The following is an 18,077-nucleotide window of genomic DNA, read 5'->3' as shown; positions in this document are numbered from 1 at the left end:
CCACCTTTCTTGCAGCGCGGCCCGCCTTGGTCTAACGCTCTAGCGCTCTGCCAAACCTGATCAGCCGGGACGCCGCATGACCGCAACCATCGCTCTGGTGGACGACGACAAGAATATCCTGACCTCCGTGTCGATCGCGCTGCAGGCCGAAGGCTTCATCACGCGCATCTATTCCGATCCCGAAAGCGCGCTCAAGGCGCTGCTCGACAATCCGGCGGACCTTGCCGTGTTCGACATCAAGATGCCGCGCATGGATGGCCTGGAACTGCTGCGCCGCCTGCGTGAAAAGAGCAAGATGCCCGTCATCTTCCTGACGTCCAAGGCCGATGAGCTGGACGAGGCGCTGGGGCTCGCCATGGGCGCGGACGATTATATCTCCAAGCCCTTCTCGCAGCGGCTGCTGATCGCGCGGATTCGCGCCATCCTGCGCCGCGCCGAAGCCAGCCGCACGCCCGAAGCGAGCGACGAGCCGGTGGCCGAGCCGATCATACGCGGCCGGCTTGAGATGGACCCGGCCCGGCACCGGGTCAAATGGGGGGGCAAGGACGTGACGCTGACCGTCACCGAATTTCTGATCCTGGAAACGCTTGCCCAGCGCCCTGGCGTGGTCAAGAACCGCAACCAGCTGATGGACGCCGCCTATCAGGATGACGTCTATGTCGATGACCGCACCATCGACAGCCATATCAAGCGCCTGCGCCGCAAATTCCGCGAGGTGGACAACGAATTCAATGCGATCGACACCCTTTATGGCGCCGGCTACCGATTCTCCGAAGAATGAGCGCGTGCCCGTTCCGATGCGCTGGTCGGGGCGGCTGAGCCTCACCCCGCGCATCCTGGCGGTCAATGTGTTCGCGCTGGCGCTGCTGGCGGGCGGCTTCTTCTATCTCGACAGCTATCGCACCCGCATCGTCGATGATCGGCTGAGCCAGTCGGCGCGCGAGTTGAAATTGCTGGCGATCGGCCTGGAAAATGCGCCGGCGGATCGGCAGGACCAGCTGATCGCCGCCTATGCGCGCCAGACCGGCGACCGGGTGCGCCGCTATGGCGCGGACGGCGCGCTGGTCGCGGACAGTTTCGCCATGGAGGCGCCGCGCTACCGCCTGCGCTTGCCATCCGAGGAGGAATGGCAGCGCCATGTCGCCCGCTTCCTCGACAAGCTGGTCGACCGCGTCGTTTCGGCCGACCGGCCGCCCGATTTCGAGGAGCCGGCGCTCGATCGCGCCGCCGCCTGGCCCGAAGTGGAGGCCGCGCGCCGCACCGGCCGGCCGCAGGCGATGAACCGCTACGCCCCCGACCGCACCTTCATGATCTCCGCGGCCGTGCCGGTGAAGGACGGGACCAGCCTGCTCGCCACCGAAAATGCGCGCGACATCACCCGCACGGTGCGCGCCGAACGCTTCCGCCTCGGCCTGGTGCTGGGCGCGGCGGTGCTGGCGTCGGTGCTGCTCTCGCTTTTCCTCGCCCGCACCATCGTCCAGCCGCTCCAGCGCCTCGCCCGCGCCGCGGTGCGCGTGCGCCTGGGCCGCGCGCGCGAAGTCACGGTGCCGCGCCTGCCCGAACGGCGCGACGAGATCGGCATGCTGGCCCGCGCCCTGTCCGACATGAGCCACGCGCTGCGCCAGCGCATCGACGCGACCGACGCCTTTGCCGCCGATGTCAGCCACGAGCTGAAAAACCCCATCGCCTCGCTGCGCTCGGCGCTGGATTCGCTGGAACGAGTAGACCGGCCGGACCTGCGCGCGCAGTTGATGGCCATCGCGCAGGACGATGTGCGCCGGCTCGACCGGCTGGTCACCGACATCGCCGAAGCCTCCCGCGTCGACGCCGAACTGTCCCGCACCCGGTTCGAACCGATCGACCTTGGCCTCCTCATCGAAAAGATGGTGATCGCGCGCGAGGTCCGCGGCGTGCCGCGCGGCGTCCGCCTCGCCTTCGCGCGCCCGCGCAAGGGCGTCGCGGTGGTGCTGGGCGAGGAAGGGCGGCTGGTCCGCGTGCTCGACAATCTCATCGACAATGCCGTGTCCTTCTCGCCCGACAAGGGCCTGGTCCGCATCATCGCCACCGTCGCCGACGACCAGGTGCTGGTCAGCGTGGAGGATGAAGGGCCCGGCGTGCCGGAGCCCGAGCGCGAGCATATCTTCCGCCGCTTCCACAGCGTCCGCCCCGAAGGCGAGGCGTTCGGCAAGCATTCGGGCCTGGGCCTCGCCATCGCCCGCTCCATCGTCGAAGGGCATCAGGGCCGCATCAGCATCGGCGACCGCGAAGATGCCCAGCGCGGCGCCAGCTTCGTCGTGCGCCTGCCCATGGCGGTCGCGCGCGATCCGGGCATCGTTTCGGAATAGGACGGCGCGGCCATGCGCTCGCCCATTTTCATCCCCGCCGACTGGCGCTAGAAGGAAGCGACGATGGCGCGCGCCCTTTCCTCCGAAACGCTGCATGCGACCAGCGTGGCCATAGGCGGCCGCGCCGTGCTGCTGTGCGGGCCGAGCGGGGTCGGCAAGTCCGACCTTGCGCTGCGCCTCATCGATCGGGGCGCCACGCTGGTGAGCGACGATTACACGCTGGTCCAGCGCATCGACGGCGTACTGCGCGCCACCGCCCCCGCCACCATCGCCGGCAAGATGGAGGTGCGCAGCCTCGGCATTTTGCCCATGCCGCATGTCGACGCGCCCGTTGCCCTGCTGTGCGACCTGTTCGATAAGGTCGACCGGATGCCGCTGGACGGCGTGTCCCGGGACGTCGCGGGGCTGCAGGTCCCCGTCATCAAGATCGCCCCGTTCGAAGTGTCCGCCGCGATCAAGGTCGAACTGGCGCTCAAGACGCTCGCGCCGCAATGACCTCGTCCCATCCCAAGTCGATCCTGCTGCTGTCGGGCCTGTCGGGCGCGGGCAAGACCACCGCGCTCAAGACGCTGGAGGATATGGGCTGGGAAGTGGTCGACAATCTGCCGCTGATGCTGCTCGACCGGCTGCTCGACACGCCGCTGCCCGCAGGCCATGGCGCCGACGCCGACCGGCCGCTGGCGCTGGGCGTCGACGCGCGCACGCGCGGCTTCGACGCCAATGCCATCGTCCGGCGCATCAAGGCGCTGCGCGAACGCCATGGCCATGACATCGAAACCCTGTTCCTCGACTGTTCGGACGCCGAACTGGAGCGGCGCTTCGCCGAAACCCGCCGCCGCCACCCGCTGGCGCTCGACCGCCCGGCCGCCGACGGCATCGCGCGCGAACGCGAACTGACCGAACCGCTGCGCCGCTGGGCGAGCCAGGTGATCGACACCACCAGCTTCACCAGCAATGCGCTGCAGCAGGAAATGCGCAGCCGCTTCGCCCGGCCCGGCCTGTCCGACCCGGTGCTCACCATCTTGTCCTTCGGCTTTTCGCGCGGGGTGCCGCGCAACGCCGACCTGATGTTCGACATGCGCTATCTGCGCAATCCGCACTGGGACGACGCGCTGCGGCCCAAAACCGGGCTGGAGGCCGACGTCGCCGCCTATATCGCGGAGGATCCCGCCTATGACGACAGCGTGGGCCGGATCGAGGATCTGCTCGTCACGCTGCTGCCGCGCTATGCCGAAGGCGGCAAGACCTACATCACCGTGGCATTCGGCTGCACCGGCGGCCGGCACCGCTCCGTCCATGTCGCCGATCGCGTCGCGAGGCACTTGCAAGGCGCGGGCTTTTCCCCCACGGTTCTGCACCGCAATATAGAATCAGCGCCCCAGGATAGTCTGGAGAAGCGCCGACTGGGAGGCCCGAAAGCATAATCATGACAAAGGTGGGCCGCACAAGCACATGATCGGACTCGTTCTCGTCACCCATGGGTCGCTGGCGACAGAATTCGTCGTCGCCATGGAACATGTCGTCGGACCGCAGCAGCAGATCGCGACGATCTGCATCGGTCCGGAAGACGATATGGAGCTGCGCCGCGCCGACATTGCCGCGGCGGTCGCGCGCGTCAATGACGGCACCGGCGTCATCCTGCTGACCGACCTGTTCGGCGGCACGCCGTCGAACCTGGCCATCTCGCTGCTCAAGGCCGGCGAGATCGAGGTGATCGCCGGCATCAACCTGCCCATGCTCATCCGCCTGGAAAGCGCGCGCAAGGTCATGGACGTGCGCGCCGCCGTCGCCGCCGCGCGCGAAGCGGGCCAGAAATATATCAGCGTCGCGTCGGAATTGCTGGGCAGCACCACATGAACGAAGTCAGCCAGGAAGTGCGCATCGCCAACAAGCGCGGCCTTCATGCCCGCGCCAGCGCCAAGTTCGTGACCCTGGCCAGCGGCCTGCCCGCCGACATCACTGTCAGCAAGGACGGCAATCATGTCACCGGCACGTCGATCATGGGGCTGATGATGCTGGGCGCGGCAATGGGGGACCATATCACCATCAAGGCCACTGGCCCCGAAGCCGCCCAAGCGCTGGGCCAGCTCGTCACCCTGGTCGAGGACAAGTTCGGCGAGGAATGAGATCAATCGAGTCGCGGGACGTCCTGCTTCGCGCTGATCCGGCAATTCGGGCCCTGCTCATGCTTGCTGGACACGCGCGGCTCCGATCAAGGTTCATTCATATAGTTGCCGGCGGCTCCTCATGGACGCGCGCGGTGGTCGACAACTCATTGCCGAGACACTCGGCGGCATCCTGGCTTGGACCCAACGCCGATGGCGTTGCGCGGGGCATACAAAAATCGACACAATCGCCGCGCAGCGGGCTCAGGGCCGCAATATAGTGACCAACGATCAAGTGCCGCTTGCACTCGCTACCCGCTTGCGTCAGCAGGTCAGCAATAGCGACAAGGGGGAGCCGAAGATCATGAGTTGGACACGCCGCAAGCCGATGGAGGCGATGAGGCCCGCGCAGGCGGATCATCAGCTCGCCCGCACCTTGTCCTGGCCGCATCTGCTGGCGCTGGGGGTCGGGGCGATCGTGGGTACCGGCATCCTGACCTTGATCGGCGTGGGCGCGGACCGGGCAGGGCCGGCCGTGCTCCTCTCCTTCGCCATCGCCGGCGCGATCTGCGCCTGCGCCGCGCTCGCCTATGCCGAATTGTCCACCATGATGCCGGCGGCGGGCAGCGCCTACAGCTATTCCTACGTCGTGCTGGGGGAAGGCATCGCCTGGATCGTTGGATGGAGCCTGATCCTCGAATATAGCCTGGTCGTGTCGACCGTGGCGGTCGGCTGGTCGGGTTATGCCGGGCCGCTGCTGACCCCGCTCGGCTTCCCGGAAGCCTTGATCAAGGGGCCGGAGCTTGGCGGCCTCGTCAACCTGCCCGCCATCTTCATTATCGCCGTGGTCGCGGGGCTGCTGATGTTCGGCACGCGGGAAAGCGCGCGGCTGAACACGATCCTGGTCCTCATCAAGATCGTGACGCTGAGCCTGTTCGTCGCCTACGCCCTGCCCGCCTTCGACGCCGCCAATCTCGATCCGTTCATGCCCTTCGGCTTCGCCAAGTCGATGGGGCCGGACGGGGTCGAGCGCGGCGTGATGGCGGCCGCGGCGATCATCTTCTTCGCCTTCTACGGTTTCGACGCCATCTCGACCGCGGCGGAGGAAGCGAAGAACCCGGATCGCGACCTCGCCATCGGCATCGTCGGATCGCTGCTGGTCTGCACGCTGATCTATGTCCTCGTCGCCGCCGCAGCGATCGGCGCCCTGCCCTTCACGCGCTTCGCCGACAGCCCCGAGCCGCTGGCGCTGATCCTGCGGGAAATGAACCAGGGCGGCGTCGCGCGGATCGTCGCCATCGCGGCGGTGATCGCGCTGCCGACGGTGCTGCTGGGCTTCCTCTACGGCCAGAGCCGCATCTTCCTGGTGATGGCGCGCGACCGGTTCCTGCCGCAAAGCCTCGCCAAAATCTCGAAGCGCGGCACGCCGGCTCGGATCACGCTGGTGACGGCGGTGCTGGTGGCGATCATCGCCGGCCTGCTGCCGATCGACGAGATCGCAGCGCTGGCCAACGCCGGCACGCTGATCGCCTTCACCGCGGTCGGCCTCTGCCTCCTCGTCCTGCGCCGCCGCGCCCCTGATCTGCGCCGCCCCTTCCGGACGCCGGCCGCCTGGCTGGTCGGCATCGGCGCGGTCGCGGGCTGCGCCTATCTGTTCCTCAGCCTGCCGATGATGACGATCATGGCGTGCCTGGCGTGGAATGCGATCGGGCTGGCAGTGTATGTCCTCTATGGGCAGCGGCGGGCGAGAGTGCAGCCAGGCGCCTGATGGACTGAGGCAGCTTCACGCTCTTGCTGCTGAGTAGCCCATCTTTCTGGTCAGCCTCGCGTGGAAGGGTGGCGCAGTTCATGATGGCTCTTGCAGTCGAACGAAGGAACCAGTGCGTCATGGGCTGAGCTTGTCGCTTGGCGGATTGCTCATGCTGGCTTCTCTTCGCTTTTGCTCGCCGACAATTGATGGTCTGGACATATTCCTGCCCCCGTTGCGCGTGACGACTCGCCTTTTCCCATCCCGCTTACTACATGCGCCGAATCATGGGACGCTTCTCCAAAATGCATGGCCTGGGCAATGACTTCGTGGTCATCGACGCCCGCACCGGCCCCGTCGCGATGACGGAGGCGCGCGCCCGCGCCATTGCAGATCGCCACGCCGGCATCGGCTGCGACCAGTTGATTATGATCGGCGATGCCCCCGACGCCGACGTTTCCATGCAGATTTTCAACGCCGACGGCAGCGAGGTGGAGGCGTGCGGCAACGCCACCCGCTGCGTGCCGCTGTTCGTCGGCCGGGACGTGACGATCCGCACGAAGGCGGGGCTGCTCGACGCCCACCTCATAGACGGCGGCGCCAGCGTCGACATGGGCGCGCCGCGCTTCGAATGGGATGCGATCCCCCTCGCCTACGCCATGGACACGCTGACGATGCCGGCAAGCTGGGAAGATCTTCCCGCCCCCGCGGCCGTCAATGTCGGCAATCCGCATATCATCTTCTTCGTCGAGGATCTGGACGCGGTGCCCGTCGAGCGGCTGGGACCGCTGATCGAGCAGGACCCTCTCTTCCCGCAGCGCGTCAACGTCAATTTCGCGCAGGTCGTCGGCGACGAACACGTCCGCCTGATCGTGTGGGAACGCGGCGCTGGCCTCACCCGCGCCTGCGGCACCGGCGCGTGCGCCACCGCCGTCGCCGCCATCCGCCGCAGGATCGCGAGCGGCCCGGTCACCGTCACCCTGCCCGGCGGCGATCTTGTCATCGACTGGAAGCCCGGCGGCAGCATCCAGATGACCGGCCCCGCCACCCATGTCTTCGACGGCGAGGCCGACTGGTCGCGCTTCTGACCGCAATGTCCGGCCCCGAAATCATCACCATGGGCTGTCGCCTCAACATCGCGGAGAGCGAGGCGATCCGGGATATGGCGGCGAGTCAGGATGACCTGATCGTCGTCAACAGCTGCGCCGTCACGGCCGAAGCCGTGCGCCAGACCCGCCAGACGATCCGGCGCGCGCGGCGCGAACGTCCCGATGCGCGCATCCTCGTCACCGGCTGCGCCGCGCAGACGGAGCCGCAGACCTTCGCTGCCATGGCGGAAGTGGACGGCGTGATCGGCAACCGGGAGAAAATGAAGCCGTCATCCTACATTTCTCCGTCCGGTTCGAGCGAAGTCGAAAACCTCGTCCGAGCAAAGTCGAGGACGGGCAGCGCGTCCAATCTCGACTGCGCGCGATCTGACTTCTCGCCTTTGCTCGAAGCAAATGGTGGGTTGGACCTGCCCAAGGTCCGCGTCTCCGACATCATGGCCGTGCGCGAAACCGCGCCGCACATGGCGAGCGCCTTCGCCGATCATGCCCGCGCCTTTCTGGAAGTGCAGAATGGCTGCGATCATCGCTGCACCTTCTGCATCATCCCCTATGGCCGGGGGAACAGCCGCTCGGTCCCCGCGGGCGCGGTCCTCGACAAGGCGAAGCAGCTGGTGGATGCGGGCTATCGGGAAATCGTGCTGACCGGCGTCGACCTCACCAGCTACGGCCCCGACCTGCCCGGCCGCCCTTCGCTCGGCCTGCTGGTCGAACGGATGCTGAAAGCCGTTCCCGATCTGCCGCGCCTGCGCCTGTCCTCGATCGACAGCGTGGAAATCGACGATCGGCTGTTCGACCTGATCGCGCACGAACCGCGCATGATGCCGCACCTCCATCTGTCGCTTCAGGCGGGCGACGACCTGATCCTCAAGCGCATGAAGCGCCGCCACAGCCGCGCCGACGCCGTCGACATCGTCCAGCGCCTCAAGGCCGCGCGGCCCGGCATCAGCATCGGAGCGGACATCATCGCCGGCTTCCCGACCGAAGATGCGGCGATGTTCGAGGGCAGCCTTGCGCTGGTCGCGGACTGCGACATCGTCCACGGCCATATCTTCCCTTATTCGCCCCGCGCCGGCACACCGGCCGCGCGCATGCCGCAGGTCGATCGCACCGTGGTGAAGGACCGCGCCGCCCGCCTGCGCGCCGCCTGCGCCGCCCAGCGCGAACGCTGGCTCCAAGGCCTGATCGGCACCACCCAGTCGGTGCTGGTGGAGCGCAGCGGCCAGAGCGGCCATGCCGAAAATTTCGCCCCGGTGCGCTTCACGGGCGCGCAGGCCCCCTCCACCATCGTTGCCGCGACCATCACGGGGCTTGAGAAGGGCGTCCTGATCGCGCAAGAGGCGGCATAATGACTGATACCGGCACAAGCTGGCGCGACCGTCTCTTCGGCGGCCTCAAGCGCACCTCCGACAGGCTCGGGGACAATCTGACCGGCCTTTTCACCAAGGCCGCGCTCGACGACCAGACGCTGGACGAGATCGAGGAAGCGCTGATCGTCTCGGACCTTGGCCCGGCCATGGCCGCGCGCGTGCGCGATCGGCTGGCCGACGGCCGCTTCAACAAGGAGCTGACCGAGGAATATCTGCGCGAAATCATCGCCGAGGAAATCGAGAAGACGCTTGCCCCGGTCGCGCGTCCGCTGGAGATCGAGGCTTTCCCGCGCCCGCAGGTGATCCTGGTGATCGGCGTCAACGGATCCGGCAAGACCACGACCATCGCCAAGCTGGCGCATAACTTCCTGGAGCAGGATTATGGCGTGATGCTGGCGGCGGGCGACACGTTCCGCGCCGCGGCGATCGGCCAGCTCAAGGTCTGGGCCGACCGGCTGGGCGTCCCCATCGTCGCGGGCAAGGAAGGCGGCGACGCGGCCGGCATCGTGTTCGACGCCGTGAAGCAGGCGACGGCGACCGGCATCGACGTCCTGATCGTCGACACCGCCGGACGGCTTCAGAACAAGACCGAGCTGATGGATGAACTCGCCAAGGTGCGGCGCGTGCTCGGGCGGTTGAACCCCGCCGCCCCGCACGACGTTGTGCTGGTGCTGGACGCCACCACGGGACAGAATGCATTGAACCAGATCGAGGTGTTCAAGGAAACCGCGCAAGTGACGGGCCTGGTCATGACCAAGCTGGACGGCACCGCGCGCGGCGGCGTGCTGGTCGCGGCGGCGGAGAAATACCGCCTGCCCATCCACGCGATCGGCGTGGGCGAAAAGATCGAGGATCTGCGCCCCTTCGATCCGGGCGACATGGCGCGCGCCATCGCGGGGACAGCCTATGCGCGGTAAGGCCGATGCCAAATCCCATCACAACGGCACGCTCAGCCTGATGCTCGACTTCGGGCCGCTGCTGGTCTTCTTCCTGAGCTACAAGGGCGCGGGCTGGATCTGGGGCGCCAGCAACCCGATCACCGCCATGACCTTCGGCACCGCCGCCTTCATGGCCGCCATCGTCATCGCCGTCATCATCTCCAAGGTGAAGCTCGGCCGCGTCTCGCCGATGCTCTGGTTGTCGGCGCTGCTGATCCTCTTCTTCGGCGGCCTCACCATCTATTTCCACGACCAGCGCTTCATTCAGATCAAGCCGACCATCATCTACGCCTTTTTCGCGCTGATGCTGTTCGCCGGGCTGCTGCGCGGCAAGCCGCTGCTCAAATATCTGCTCCAGGCCGCCTATGACGGCCTCAGCCACACCGGCTGGATGAAGCTGTCGCGCAACTGGGCGCTGTTCTTCGTCGCCATGGCGATCACCAACGAAGCCATGCGCCGAATGATGAGCTTCGATGCCTGGCTCGCGGTCAAGGTCTGGGGCGTGACCATCGTGTCGGTCATCTTCGCCGCCGCCAACATCCCCATGCTGATGCGCCATGGCCTGACCCTGGGCGAGGAAAAGCCGAGCGACGAGATAGGCGAGACCAGCCCGCCGCAGGGCTGATTTCTGCGATCGTTTCGCAATAGGCACAAGCCCCTTTTAATCCGCACGGTTGACCGCATATGGGAAGCGCGGCGGGCTTGCAGCCCTGCCCGACAGATGAACCATTCGGCCGTTCCGTCCGTTGAGCGGCCGTCCCCATAATGAACCCGAGGAGTTCCGCCATGGCCTTTGTTCTGCCCGATCTTCCCTATGCCAAGGACGCCTTCGGCGACATATTGTCGGCCGAAACCTTCGACTATCACCATGGCAAGCATCACAACGCCTATGTGACCAAGGCGAACGAGCTGGTCGCCGCCGACCCCTCGCTGCAGGGCAAGTCGTTGGTCGAGCTGATCAAGTCGTCCTCGGGCACGCTGTTCAACCAGGTGGGCCAGGTGTGGAACCACACTTTCTACTGGAACTCGCTGTCGGCCGAAAAGACCGCGCCCAGCGGCGAGCTGCTGGACAAGATCAACGACAGCTTCGGGTCGGTCGATGCGCTGATCGACAAGCTGAAGGCGGAGGCCGTGGGCCATTTCGCCAGCGGCTGGGCCGCGCTGATCCTGAAGGACGGCAAGCTGGAAGTGACCAGCTATCATGACGCCGACACGCCGGTGGCGCATGAAGGCCATACGCCGCTGCTGATCGTCGATGTGTGGGAACATGCCTATTATATCGATTATCGCAACGCGCGCCCCAACTATGCCGACCGCGTGCTCAAGGAAGCGCTGAACTGGGATTGGGCCGCGCTCAACCTCGACGGCCAGGGCGTCAGCCGCGCCGACCAGCCGGCCTGACCGGATCGCCGCCCCGCCCCTACGGCGGGGCGGCATCATCCTGTCCATCTTGGCGGGCGGGATAGGAGTTTGTTAAACTTCCCACTCGCATTGTCGCCTTCCATGGGGAAGCAAGGAGGGCGAAACATGGACGTGGGCGAATTGCGCCACCAGCATGAGGAAATCACCCTGACGGCGCGCGCGCTGGCGCGGGCGGTGAGCGAGGAGCGACAGCCCGAGGGCGTGGCCCGGCTGCGCTGGCAGCTTGCGCGACAGCTGATGACGCATCTGGCGCTGGAGGACCGGCTTCTCTACCCCGCGCTCAAACGCTCCGCCGATCTGCGCACGCGCGATCAGGCCGCGGCCCTGGAGCAGGAGATCGGCGCGCTCGGCGCCACCTTCAACAATTATATGTCCAGCTGGAGCGACGATCGCATCGCCCGTGAATGGCCGGCCTTCTGTGCCGAAACGCGCGCGATATTGCGGGCATTGACCGATCGCGTCGGGCGGGAGGACCGCTTGTTCGGAACATTGGGAGACGTTCGGAACGCAGGCAAGCCGTCGGCCGCCCGTTTGGCCTGATCGGATCAGGCCGCTTCCAGTTGCGCGACGAACTGGTCGGTCGCGCGCTGCAGGGCCCTTGCGGTGCGCGACAGGCCCGATGCGGCGCTCGACACGCGATCCGACAGGCTTTCCGTGCTGCGCGCCATGTCGGCCGCCTGCTCCACTTGCGTCGCCATGCGAGTCACGCCTTGCGCCGTATCGCGGGCGGACTGGCCGATTGCCCTGGTCGCATTGCGCTGGTCGTCCACCGCCCTCTGGATCTCGCCGGCCGCAGCCGCCAACTGCTCGACCGCGCTCGTCACGTCGGACAACGCATTTTGCGCCACCCCCGCGCCTTGCTGCGCCGATGTCGCCAGCGACTGGATCTCGCCGGTCGCGCTCGCCGCCTGGCCAGCCAGCTGCTTTACTTCCTGCGCCACCACGGCGAAGCCGCGGCCAACGTCCCCCGCTCGCGCCGCTTCGATCGTCGCATTGAGCGCCAGTAAATTGGTGCGCGCGGCGATCTGCGTGATCGAATCAGCGAAGCTGGCGATGGAGGCCGTGCGGCTTTCCATGTCGCGCATCGCCTGATGACCCGCGCCCGACACGCGCTGCGCGGCGCCGCCCAGCGTCGCTTGTTGAGACGCGGCGCTTGCGATGGCGGTGATCGACTCCGACAACTGCTCTATGCGGCTGGCAAGTTCGGCGGCGCGGCTGGACGATTGTTCAGCCGCCGCGACGGTTTCTTCGGTCCCCGCGCTCGCGCGCCGCGCCAGGTCGTTCAGGGCGCGCGCCGATCCTTCCAGCTCGCCGGTTGCGCCGCTGACCGCCGCGACGACATCGGCGATGGACTGGCGAAACGCCTGCACCAGCGCCAGCGTCTCGGCCCGCCGCTCGGTGGCGAGGCGCGCGCGTTCCTGCTCGCGCTCGGCGCGCATCGCATCCTCGCGCAGCGCCGCTTCGCGGCTCGCCATCATCGCTCGTTCCGCCGCGTCACGGCCCGCTTCGGCCGCTTCGGCCAGCTGCGCCGCGCCATGCACATGACCGTCGAGCGCCAGCAGCAATGCGCGCAGGCGCACCGCCAGATAACAGAGCACCGCTGCCTGCAGCACCACCGCCAGCGCATGGACGCCCACGCGCTGGATGTCGCTGCCGCCCAGGAACACCCAGCCCGGCGCGACGATGTTGAGCAGCAGATGGTGCAGCGCGGTCAGCCCCGCCGCCATCAGGATCGGTCGCCAGTCATAGAGCAGCGCCAGCCCGGCGATCGCCACGAAGAAGAACATGTGCGCGTCCATCTGCCACCGGTGCCCGGACAGCAGGAAGACGCCAAGCGCAGGCTGCACCGCCGCCAATGTGCTGACCATCAGCCGCACGGACAAATCCTGGCGATGGCGCAGCGCCATGATGGTCGGCAGGATGTTGACCAGCGCCGACAGGAGCAGCACCCGGCCGCCATCATTCAGGCCCAGCGCCAGCGATAGCAAGCCCAGCGCCCCGCTCCACAGCCAGCTGCTGAGCAGCAATATCTGAAGGCCCCGCAAGCGCAGGCGGGCCAGGCTGTTGATACCGCTCATCAGGCCGGCTCCCCACACCCGGCGGCGCGCGCCGAAATGGCGATCGCGCCGACGCCGATCAGCGGTTGCATCAGTTCGTCGCGCTGGCCATCGACCAGCAGCGATCCCGCCACGGGCCCGGCGGCCACCAGCCGGGCGCCATGCGCGACCGCGACCGACGCCAGCGCGGCGCGGCCACCCGGTCCGACCGGCAGCAGCAGCATCTGGCCCGATGCCGGCGGCGTGACATAGAGCGCCAGCAGCCCGACCACCACCAGCGCGCACTGGATGCACAACGGCGCATGACGCCGGAAACGGGCGGAAATCATCATCCTGCCGCCTTAGCGCTCGCTTGGTAAGGAAGTGATTAACGATCTGCGCCGACCGGCAGGCCAAGTTCGCTCGCCAGCATGTCCAGGTCGGCGTCCGGCCGCACCAGCAGCCAGTCCCGGCTCGCCGCGCCATTCACCACCGTCACCGCGCCCTTGGGGCACACGCCCAAGCAATCGACCTCGATGATGCCGGCAGCCGCCTTGCGGCCTTTCTTGATCGACAAATGCCGGCGCAGCGCCTTGGCCAGCCGTTCGTCGCCGCGCGGGCCAAAGCCGCCGTCCAGCTTCTTGGAGCATTTGCGACAGACGAGCACCGCCTGCTGCCAGTTGGAACGCACCTGGTCCTTCAATCGCCCGTCCTTCAATCCACCGCGCCGCGCGGCTTCCAGGTCCGGCGCTCCTCGGCGGCGCGCAGCACCTCATAAGCAGCCTGGATGGTCTGGAACCGCACCGCAGCGTCGGCGTCGCCAGGCTTGACGTCGGGATGATATTCCTTCGCCAGCCGCCGCCAATTCTTCTTCACCGCCTCGAAACTGGCGTCGGTCTCCAGTTCCAGCGCCGCAAGCGCATGAAGCTCGTCGCGCGACCGGCTGCCATCGCCCGCCCCGCCCCAGCCATGATAGGCGCTCGACTGATAGCCGCTGGCGTCGCGCCGCTCGTCCCGCTCGCGCTGCTCCCGCTCTTCCTGGTCCAGGCCCTGAAAATAGTCCCAGTTGCGGTTATATTCGGCCGCATGCTCGGAACAGAAATACCAGCGTTCCCGACTGTTGGGCGATTTGGGCGCAGGGCAATTGCCCGGCTGATCGCATCCGAAGCGATCGCACAGCCGCACCTGCTGCGCCTCACGCGCCGCGCCATAGCTGCGCCAGCGGGGAAATCCCCAATCATTGGAACGACCTTGTTTCGCCATCAGGATAAATTAGGAAATAAGCCGCCGGAAAGCCACCCCGCCGCCCGGACGGGCGCATGAAAATGCCAGAGGGCCTGTAAGCCGGGTTCTGTCCACTTCCTTGCGGAAGATGGGCGACCATTCCTCTAGGGAACGAATTGCTCCGTTCCTCCAGCAACCAACCCGGGCGGTCTCGGCCGAAATCTGCCTAGCAGCCAAAGCTGCGCGCCGCCCCTATTCGGTCTTGCTTCCGGTGGGGTTTACCGTGCCGCCTTGCGTTGCCGCAGACGCGGTGCGCTCTTACCGCACCCTTTCAATTTCGCCCGCCCGAAGGCTTAGTCGTAAAGACTGGGCGACCTGCTTTCTGTTGCACTGTCCCTTGGATCGCTCCAGCCGGCCGTTAGCCGGCACCGTCATTTCGTGAAGCCCGGACTTTCCTCGCCGTGGAAGTTACCCGCCACGCCGCGGCCGCCCGGCCCTCTGGCGTCCAGCGCCCTAGCGCGCTTTTGCCGCGGCGTCACCTGGCTATTCGTCGCCCCGTGGCTTGGGCAGCAGCAGCGCCAGCAGAATCGCGCGGCATTCCCCGTCGATCACGCCGTCGATCAGTTCCGGGCGAAAGCGCCGCTGAAAGGCGACCACCGCCGCTTCGGGTTCGGCGATGTCATAGCCGAACCGCTCCAGCGCCAGCATGAAGGCGCTGTCGGTCCAGAGCGGGTCCATCAGATTCCTGGTGGGGCGCGGCAGGGCGAGGCGGAGGCGCGCCAATTGTCCCCAGGGGAACAGCTCGCCCGGATCCTGCTTGCGCGCGGGCGCGACGTCGCTGTGGCCAACGATGTTGCCGCGGGTAATGCCATGGCGCTGCACGATGTCGTGCATCAGCGGAATGAGCGCGCCGATCTGCGCCTCGGGAAAGGGCCGATAGCCCCATTCATGCCCGGGATTGACGATCTCTATGGCGATGCTGGCGGAATTGACGTCGTTGATGCCGCGCCAGTGCGACCGGCCCGCATGCCAGGCGCGCTTGGCTTCATCGACCATGCGCACGATCTGCCCGTCCTCGCACACGACATAATGGGCCGACACCTTGGATTCGGGGCTGGCCAGCCAGTCGAGCGCGCTCGCCGCGTCGGGCATGCCCGTATAGTGCAGCACCAGTAGCGAGACGGCGGACGCACGTTCGTCGAAATTGGGCGAGGGCCGCTCGATCATCGGCATGTCGGTCATCGGGAAAGGCCAGTCACTTCCTGCTCGATCATCGCGCCCTTCCGGCCGATCGAACGGGTATCGGCCTGGACTGACCATGGCCGACTCCGGCCCTGCAATCAAGTATGGTGACGCGGCCGCCCGGCCGGGTTCAGCCGGCGCGGCGCATTCCCGCCATGCGCTGCGCGATCACGGCCGCCTGCCGGGCATAGCTGCCGCGAAAATCGGGATGCGCGATGAAATCGTCGCCCTGGCCGATCACCGTCTCGCCCGCGCCCAGCAGCAGCACCGACCCGGCATGGCTGTGTTGCCCGAGCAGCTTGAGCACCGCCTGCCGCCGCTCGGGCGTGAAGTAGAGCAGCACATTGCGGCACAGCAGCAGATCATATTCGCCGCTCGGTTCGCGCGCATCGAACAGATTGTCCTGGCGGAAATCGATCATCCGTCGCAGTTCCGGGCTCGCGCGCCAGTCGTCGCCATGCGGCTCGAACCATTTGATGAGGTCGCCGATCGCCAGCCCGCGCTGCACGTCCATCTGCGAATAGATGCCCGACTTCGCCTGCTCGATCGCCCGGCCGGAAATGTCCGTCGCCAATATCTCGATCTGCCAGCCGTTCCAGCGCGACCAGGCGTTGCGCAACTGGATCGCCAGCGAATAGACTTCCTGCCCGGTCGAACAGCCCGCGCTCCAGATACGCAGCACGCGATTAGGACGAGTCTCGTGCAGATGCGGCAGGATCTGGCTCTGCAGCATGTCAAACAATTGCAGGTCGCGGAAGAAGCTGCTTTCATTGTTGAGCAGCGCCTCGATCACCGCCTTTTCCAGCGCCGCATCGGTCTTGCGCAGCAGCTTGGCGGCCAGCGCCTCCATATCCTCCAGCCCATGGGCGCGCAGCACCGGACGCAGCGCCGTTTCCATGCGCCAGGCGCGCCCTTCCGACAGGATCTGCCCCGTGCGAGCCTCCAGCAAACCGGTCAGGATGCGCGCCGCGCCCTGCTGCGAACCAGCCCCATCAACCGACATCAAGCCATCACCTTTCCGCGACGCGCGACAAATGCCATCATCTCGCGCGGCTCCATCAGCGCGCAGGTCAGGCCTTCCCCAGCGACCGATCCGGGCATGCCCCAGACCACGCTGCTTGCCTCATCCTGCGCCACGATCCATCCTCCGGCCGCCACGATCGCGCGCGCGCCCGCTGTTCCGTCCCGGCCCATGCCGGTGAGCACCATCCCCGCCGCGCCCGCGCCATAGGTCTCGGCCATGCTCGCAAACATGGGGTCGACCCCCGGCAGGTTGCCCGCCGGCGTGCGTTCCTGGTTCAGCTGGATGGTCACTCGCCCATGCAGCCCCTTGCGCAATTGCAGATTGGCGTCGCCCGGCGCGACATAGATGACGTCCGGCGCCAGCAAGTCGCCGGTTGCCGCCACCTGGACGCGCAAGCTGGTCATGCGCGCCAGCTGTTGCGCGAAGTAGACGGTGAAGCTCAAGGGCAAATGCTGTGTCAGCAGGATCGGCACGCCCAGCGGCGCGTCCATAGCCTCGAACAACTGCCCCAAGGCGTGAATGCCGCCGGTCGATGCGCCGATGCCCAGGCAAGCCAGCGGCTGGGTCGCCGCCTTCGTCGCCAGTTGCGGCGGCCGAGGCGGGGCGATCGGCCGCACCTGTTCGACATCATCGGCAAACAGGCGGCCCAGCCGCTCCACCAGCGCCTGGGGGAATTGCTCGCCGAAACTGCCGCTGCCCGGCTTGGACAGAATGTCGCTCGCGCCCAGCGCCAGCGCCTCGACGGCCGCGGCGCTGCCTTCCTCGCACTTGCCCGACAGGATCGCGACCTTCACGCCCGCCCCCGCGTCCATGATCGCCGGCAGCGCGGCAAGGCCACTCTGCCCGGGCAACTCGATGTCCAGCAGCACCAGGTCGACCTTGTTGTCCGCCAGGAACGCCAGCGCCTGTTCCGCGCTGCTGCTCTTGTTGACGACGCAATAGTGCGGATCGGCGTTCAGGATCCGTTCGATCACCGTCCGCACGACGACCGAATCGTCGACGACCAGCGTGCGGATCGGCTGCGATACGCTTCGGGGGCTGGTCATGATCGGCGCACTGGTCATGATGGAGCTTTCTGGACGAAAGGCGGAAGGAAAGACGAAACTCCCCGGATCGGGTCCCAGCCTGCGGCTAGATGATCCCGACGATCGACAGCTTGCTTTCCAGCGTTTCCCGGTCGAACGGCTTCATCACATATTCGTCCGCGCCGGCATCCACCGCCGCCTTGATGTGGCTGATGCCATTTTCGGTGGTGCAGAAGATGATCTTTGGCCGCGCGGTCATCTTGGCGCTCGAAAGCGCCTGCAGAAATTCCATGCCGCTCATGACCGGCATGTTCCAGTCGAGCAGCACCACGTCAGGCGCGGCGGCTTCGCACTGGGTCAGCGCATCCTGGCCGTCCACGGCCTCGCTGACGGACAGGTCGAGCGATTCGAGGATGTGGCGAGCCACCTTTCGGATGACCTTCGAATCGTCAACGACGAGGCAATTTTTCATGAGGCGTCCCTTTGATACGTG

Annotated in this window: 21 protein-coding genes and 1 other RNA gene; 13 read left to right on the top strand and 9 right to left on the bottom strand. The window is 66.8% G+C overall.

The window, feature by feature from the left end; all coding sequences use genetic code 11:
* Window positions 1–76 precede the first annotated feature (76 nt).
* From ACGGKE_RS14450 to ACGGKE_RS14390, 13 genes are all read left to right on the top strand, one after another.
* On the top strand, window positions 77–781 hold the full coding sequence (locus tag ACGGKE_RS14450) for a response regulator transcription factor (RefSeq protein WP_394438905.1): 705 nt from the start codon (window positions 77–79) through the stop codon (window positions 779–781).
* Entirely contained in the window at window positions 750–2,345 is a 1,596-nt protein-coding gene (locus tag ACGGKE_RS14445; protein ID WP_394438903.1) for a stimulus-sensing domain-containing protein, read from the top strand. The genes ACGGKE_RS14450 and ACGGKE_RS14445 overlap by 32 nt, the downstream gene beginning before the upstream one ends.
* Before the next feature lie 63 nt (window positions 2,346–2,408).
* Complete coding sequence (locus ACGGKE_RS14440; RefSeq protein WP_228165945.1) at window positions 2,409–2,840, top strand: HPr kinase/phosphorylase; 432 nt, start codon at window positions 2,409–2,411, stop codon at window positions 2,838–2,840.
* Entirely contained in the window at window positions 2,837–3,769 is a 933-nt protein-coding gene (rapZ, locus tag ACGGKE_RS14435; protein ID WP_394438900.1) for an RNase adapter RapZ, read from the top strand. Before ACGGKE_RS14440 ends, rapZ begins: the two co-directional genes overlap by 4 nt.
* 28 nt (window positions 3,770–3,797) lie before the next feature.
* A complete protein-coding gene (locus ACGGKE_RS14430; protein WP_228165947.1) occupies window positions 3,798–4,202 on the top strand; it encodes a PTS sugar transporter subunit IIA in 405 nt (134 codons plus the stop codon).
* A complete protein-coding gene (locus ACGGKE_RS14425; protein WP_228165948.1) occupies window positions 4,199–4,471 on the top strand; it encodes an HPr family phosphocarrier protein in 273 nt (90 codons plus the stop codon). The genes ACGGKE_RS14430 and ACGGKE_RS14425 overlap by 4 nt, the downstream gene beginning before the upstream one ends.
* 343 nt (window positions 4,472–4,814) lie before the next feature.
* Entirely contained in the window at window positions 4,815–6,218 is a 1,404-nt protein-coding gene (locus tag ACGGKE_RS14420; protein WP_394442046.1) for an amino acid permease, read from the top strand.
* Between the two features lie 266 nt (window positions 6,219–6,484).
* The gene (dapF, locus tag ACGGKE_RS14415; RefSeq protein ID WP_394438897.1) at window positions 6,485–7,285 is read left to right on the top strand and encodes a diaminopimelate epimerase; all 801 of its coding nucleotides are present in this window, start codon (window positions 6,485–6,487) and stop codon (window positions 7,283–7,285) included.
* Window positions 7,286–7,290: 5 nt separating this feature from the next.
* Window positions 7,291–8,652 carry a tRNA (N(6)-L-threonylcarbamoyladenosine(37)-C(2))-methylthiotransferase MtaB gene (gene mtaB, locus ACGGKE_RS14410; protein ID WP_394438895.1) on the top strand — a complete coding sequence of 454 codons (1,362 nt, stop codon included), beginning with the start codon at window positions 7,291–7,293 and terminating at the stop codon, window positions 8,650–8,652.
* Complete coding sequence (gene ftsY / locus ACGGKE_RS14405) at window positions 8,652–9,590, top strand: signal recognition particle-docking protein FtsY (RefSeq protein ID WP_394438893.1); 939 nt, start codon at window positions 8,652–8,654, stop codon at window positions 9,588–9,590. Before mtaB ends, ftsY begins: the two co-directional genes overlap by 1 nt.
* Window positions 9,580–10,236: a septation protein IspZ gene (ispZ, locus tag ACGGKE_RS14400; RefSeq protein WP_394438890.1), complete on the top strand. Its 657-nt coding sequence runs from the start codon at window positions 9,580–9,582 to the stop codon at window positions 10,234–10,236. Before ftsY ends, ispZ begins: the two co-directional genes overlap by 11 nt.
* Window positions 10,237–10,397: 161 nt before the next feature.
* Window positions 10,398–11,012, top strand: a complete 615-nt coding sequence (locus ACGGKE_RS14395; RefSeq protein WP_394438888.1) for a superoxide dismutase — start codon at window positions 10,398–10,400, stop codon at window positions 11,010–11,012.
* A 126-nt stretch (window positions 11,013–11,138) separates the two neighbouring features.
* Window positions 11,139–11,573, top strand: a complete 435-nt coding sequence (locus tag ACGGKE_RS14390) for a hemerythrin domain-containing protein (protein WP_394438886.1) — start codon at window positions 11,139–11,141, stop codon at window positions 11,571–11,573.
* A 5-nt stretch (window positions 11,574–11,578) separates the two neighbouring features.
* Here the strand turns inward: ACGGKE_RS14390 and ACGGKE_RS14385 are convergent, their stop codons facing one another.
* From ACGGKE_RS14385 to ACGGKE_RS14345, 9 genes are all read right to left on the bottom strand, one after another.
* The gene (locus ACGGKE_RS14385; RefSeq protein WP_394438885.1) at window positions 11,579–13,111 is read right to left on the bottom strand and encodes a methyl-accepting chemotaxis protein; all 1,533 of its coding nucleotides are present in this window, start codon (window positions 13,109–13,111) and stop codon (window positions 11,579–11,581) included.
* Window positions 13,111–13,422, bottom strand: coding sequence for a hypothetical protein (locus ACGGKE_RS14380; RefSeq protein WP_394438884.1), 312 nt, complete (start codon window positions 13,420–13,422; stop codon window positions 13,111–13,113). The genes ACGGKE_RS14385 and ACGGKE_RS14380 overlap by 1 nt, the downstream gene beginning before the upstream one ends.
* A gap of 35 nt (window positions 13,423–13,457) precedes the next feature.
* Entirely contained in the window at window positions 13,458–13,811 is a 354-nt protein-coding gene (locus tag ACGGKE_RS14375; RefSeq protein WP_394442043.1) for a (2Fe-2S) ferredoxin domain-containing protein, read from the bottom strand.
* Window positions 13,784–14,332 (bottom strand): J domain-containing protein, encoded by a 549-nt coding sequence (locus ACGGKE_RS14370; RefSeq protein ID WP_394438883.1) that lies wholly within the window; start codon window positions 14,330–14,332, stop codon window positions 13,784–13,786. The genes ACGGKE_RS14375 and ACGGKE_RS14370 overlap by 28 nt, the downstream gene beginning before the upstream one ends.
* A gap of 61 nt (window positions 14,333–14,393) precedes the next feature.
* Window positions 14,394–14,795: RNase P RNA component class A (gene rnpB / locus ACGGKE_RS14365), an RNA gene on the bottom strand.
* A gap of 41 nt (window positions 14,796–14,836) precedes the next feature.
* Window positions 14,837–15,535: an N-acetylmuramoyl-L-alanine amidase gene (locus ACGGKE_RS14360; RefSeq protein WP_394438882.1), complete on the bottom strand. Its 699-nt coding sequence runs from the start codon at window positions 15,533–15,535 to the stop codon at window positions 14,837–14,839.
* Window positions 15,536–15,665: 130 nt separating this feature from the next.
* The gene (locus ACGGKE_RS14355) at window positions 15,666–16,538 is read right to left on the bottom strand and encodes a CheR family methyltransferase (protein WP_394438881.1); all 873 of its coding nucleotides are present in this window, start codon (window positions 16,536–16,538) and stop codon (window positions 15,666–15,668) included.
* Window positions 16,538–17,623 (bottom strand): chemotaxis protein CheB, encoded by a 1,086-nt coding sequence (locus ACGGKE_RS14350; RefSeq protein ID WP_394438879.1) that lies wholly within the window; start codon window positions 17,621–17,623, stop codon window positions 16,538–16,540. Before ACGGKE_RS14350 ends, ACGGKE_RS14355 begins: the two co-directional genes overlap by 1 nt.
* A gap of 67 nt (window positions 17,624–17,690) precedes the next feature.
* Entirely contained in the window at window positions 17,691–18,056 is a 366-nt protein-coding gene (locus ACGGKE_RS14345; protein ID WP_394438877.1) for a response regulator, read from the bottom strand.
* Window positions 18,057–18,077: the final 21 nt, after the last annotated feature.

Source organism: Sphingobium naphthae, from assembly GCF_043589935.1.
GTDB lineage: Bacteria > Pseudomonadota > Alphaproteobacteria > Sphingomonadales > Sphingomonadaceae > Sphingobium > Sphingobium naphthae_A.
The sequence above is the reverse complement of the archived record's forward strand: the minus strand, read 5'-3'. Positions and strand labels throughout refer to the sequence as shown.

Coding starts and splice junctions, on each gene's coding strand:
- ACGGKE_RS14370 (WP_394438883.1), bottom strand. CDS start 14,332: ATGGCGAAACAAGGTCGTTCCAATGATTGGGGATTTCCCCGCTGGCGC.
- ACGGKE_RS14350 (WP_394438879.1), bottom strand. CDS start 17,623: ATGACCAGTGCGCCGATCATGACCAGCCCCCGAAGCGTATCGCAGCCG.
- ACGGKE_RS14450 (WP_394438905.1), top strand. CDS start 77: ATGACCGCAACCATCGCTCTGGTGGACGACGACAAGAATATCCTGACC.
- ACGGKE_RS14445 (WP_394438903.1), top strand. CDS start 750: ATGGCGCCGGCTACCGATTCTCCGAAGAATGAGCGCGTGCCCGTTCCG.
- ftsY (WP_394438893.1), top strand. CDS start 8,652: ATGACTGATACCGGCACAAGCTGGCGCGACCGTCTCTTCGGCGGCCTC.
- rapZ (WP_394438900.1), top strand. CDS start 2,837: ATGACCTCGTCCCATCCCAAGTCGATCCTGCTGCTGTCGGGCCTGTCG.
- ACGGKE_RS14380 (WP_394438884.1), bottom strand. CDS start 13,422: ATGATGATTTCCGCCCGTTTCCGGCGTCATGCGCCGTTGTGCATCCAG.
- ACGGKE_RS14355 (WP_394438881.1), bottom strand. CDS start 16,538: ATGTCGGTTGATGGGGCTGGTTCGCAGCAGGGCGCGGCGCGCATCCTG.
- mtaB (WP_394438895.1), top strand. CDS start 7,291: ATGTCCGGCCCCGAAATCATCACCATGGGCTGTCGCCTCAACATCGCG.
- ACGGKE_RS14360 (WP_394438882.1), bottom strand. CDS start 15,535: ATGACCGACATGCCGATGATCGAGCGGCCCTCGCCCAATTTCGACGAA.
- ACGGKE_RS14440 (WP_228165945.1), top strand. CDS start 2,409: ATGGCGCGCGCCCTTTCCTCCGAAACGCTGCATGCGACCAGCGTGGCC.
- ACGGKE_RS14395 (WP_394438888.1), top strand. CDS start 10,398: ATGGCCTTTGTTCTGCCCGATCTTCCCTATGCCAAGGACGCCTTCGGC.
- ACGGKE_RS14425 (WP_228165948.1), top strand. CDS start 4,199: ATGAACGAAGTCAGCCAGGAAGTGCGCATCGCCAACAAGCGCGGCCTT.
- ACGGKE_RS14385 (WP_394438885.1), bottom strand. CDS start 13,111: ATGAGCGGTATCAACAGCCTGGCCCGCCTGCGCTTGCGGGGCCTTCAG.
- ACGGKE_RS14420 (WP_394442046.1), top strand. CDS start 4,815: ATGAGTTGGACACGCCGCAAGCCGATGGAGGCGATGAGGCCCGCGCAG.
- ACGGKE_RS14345 (WP_394438877.1), bottom strand. CDS start 18,056: ATGAAAAATTGCCTCGTCGTTGACGATTCGAAGGTCATCCGAAAGGTG.
- ispZ (WP_394438890.1), top strand. CDS start 9,580: ATGCGCGGTAAGGCCGATGCCAAATCCCATCACAACGGCACGCTCAGC.
- dapF (WP_394438897.1), top strand. CDS start 6,485: ATGGGACGCTTCTCCAAAATGCATGGCCTGGGCAATGACTTCGTGGTC.
- ACGGKE_RS14390 (WP_394438886.1), top strand. CDS start 11,139: ATGGACGTGGGCGAATTGCGCCACCAGCATGAGGAAATCACCCTGACG.
- ACGGKE_RS14430 (WP_228165947.1), top strand. CDS start 3,798: ATGATCGGACTCGTTCTCGTCACCCATGGGTCGCTGGCGACAGAATTC.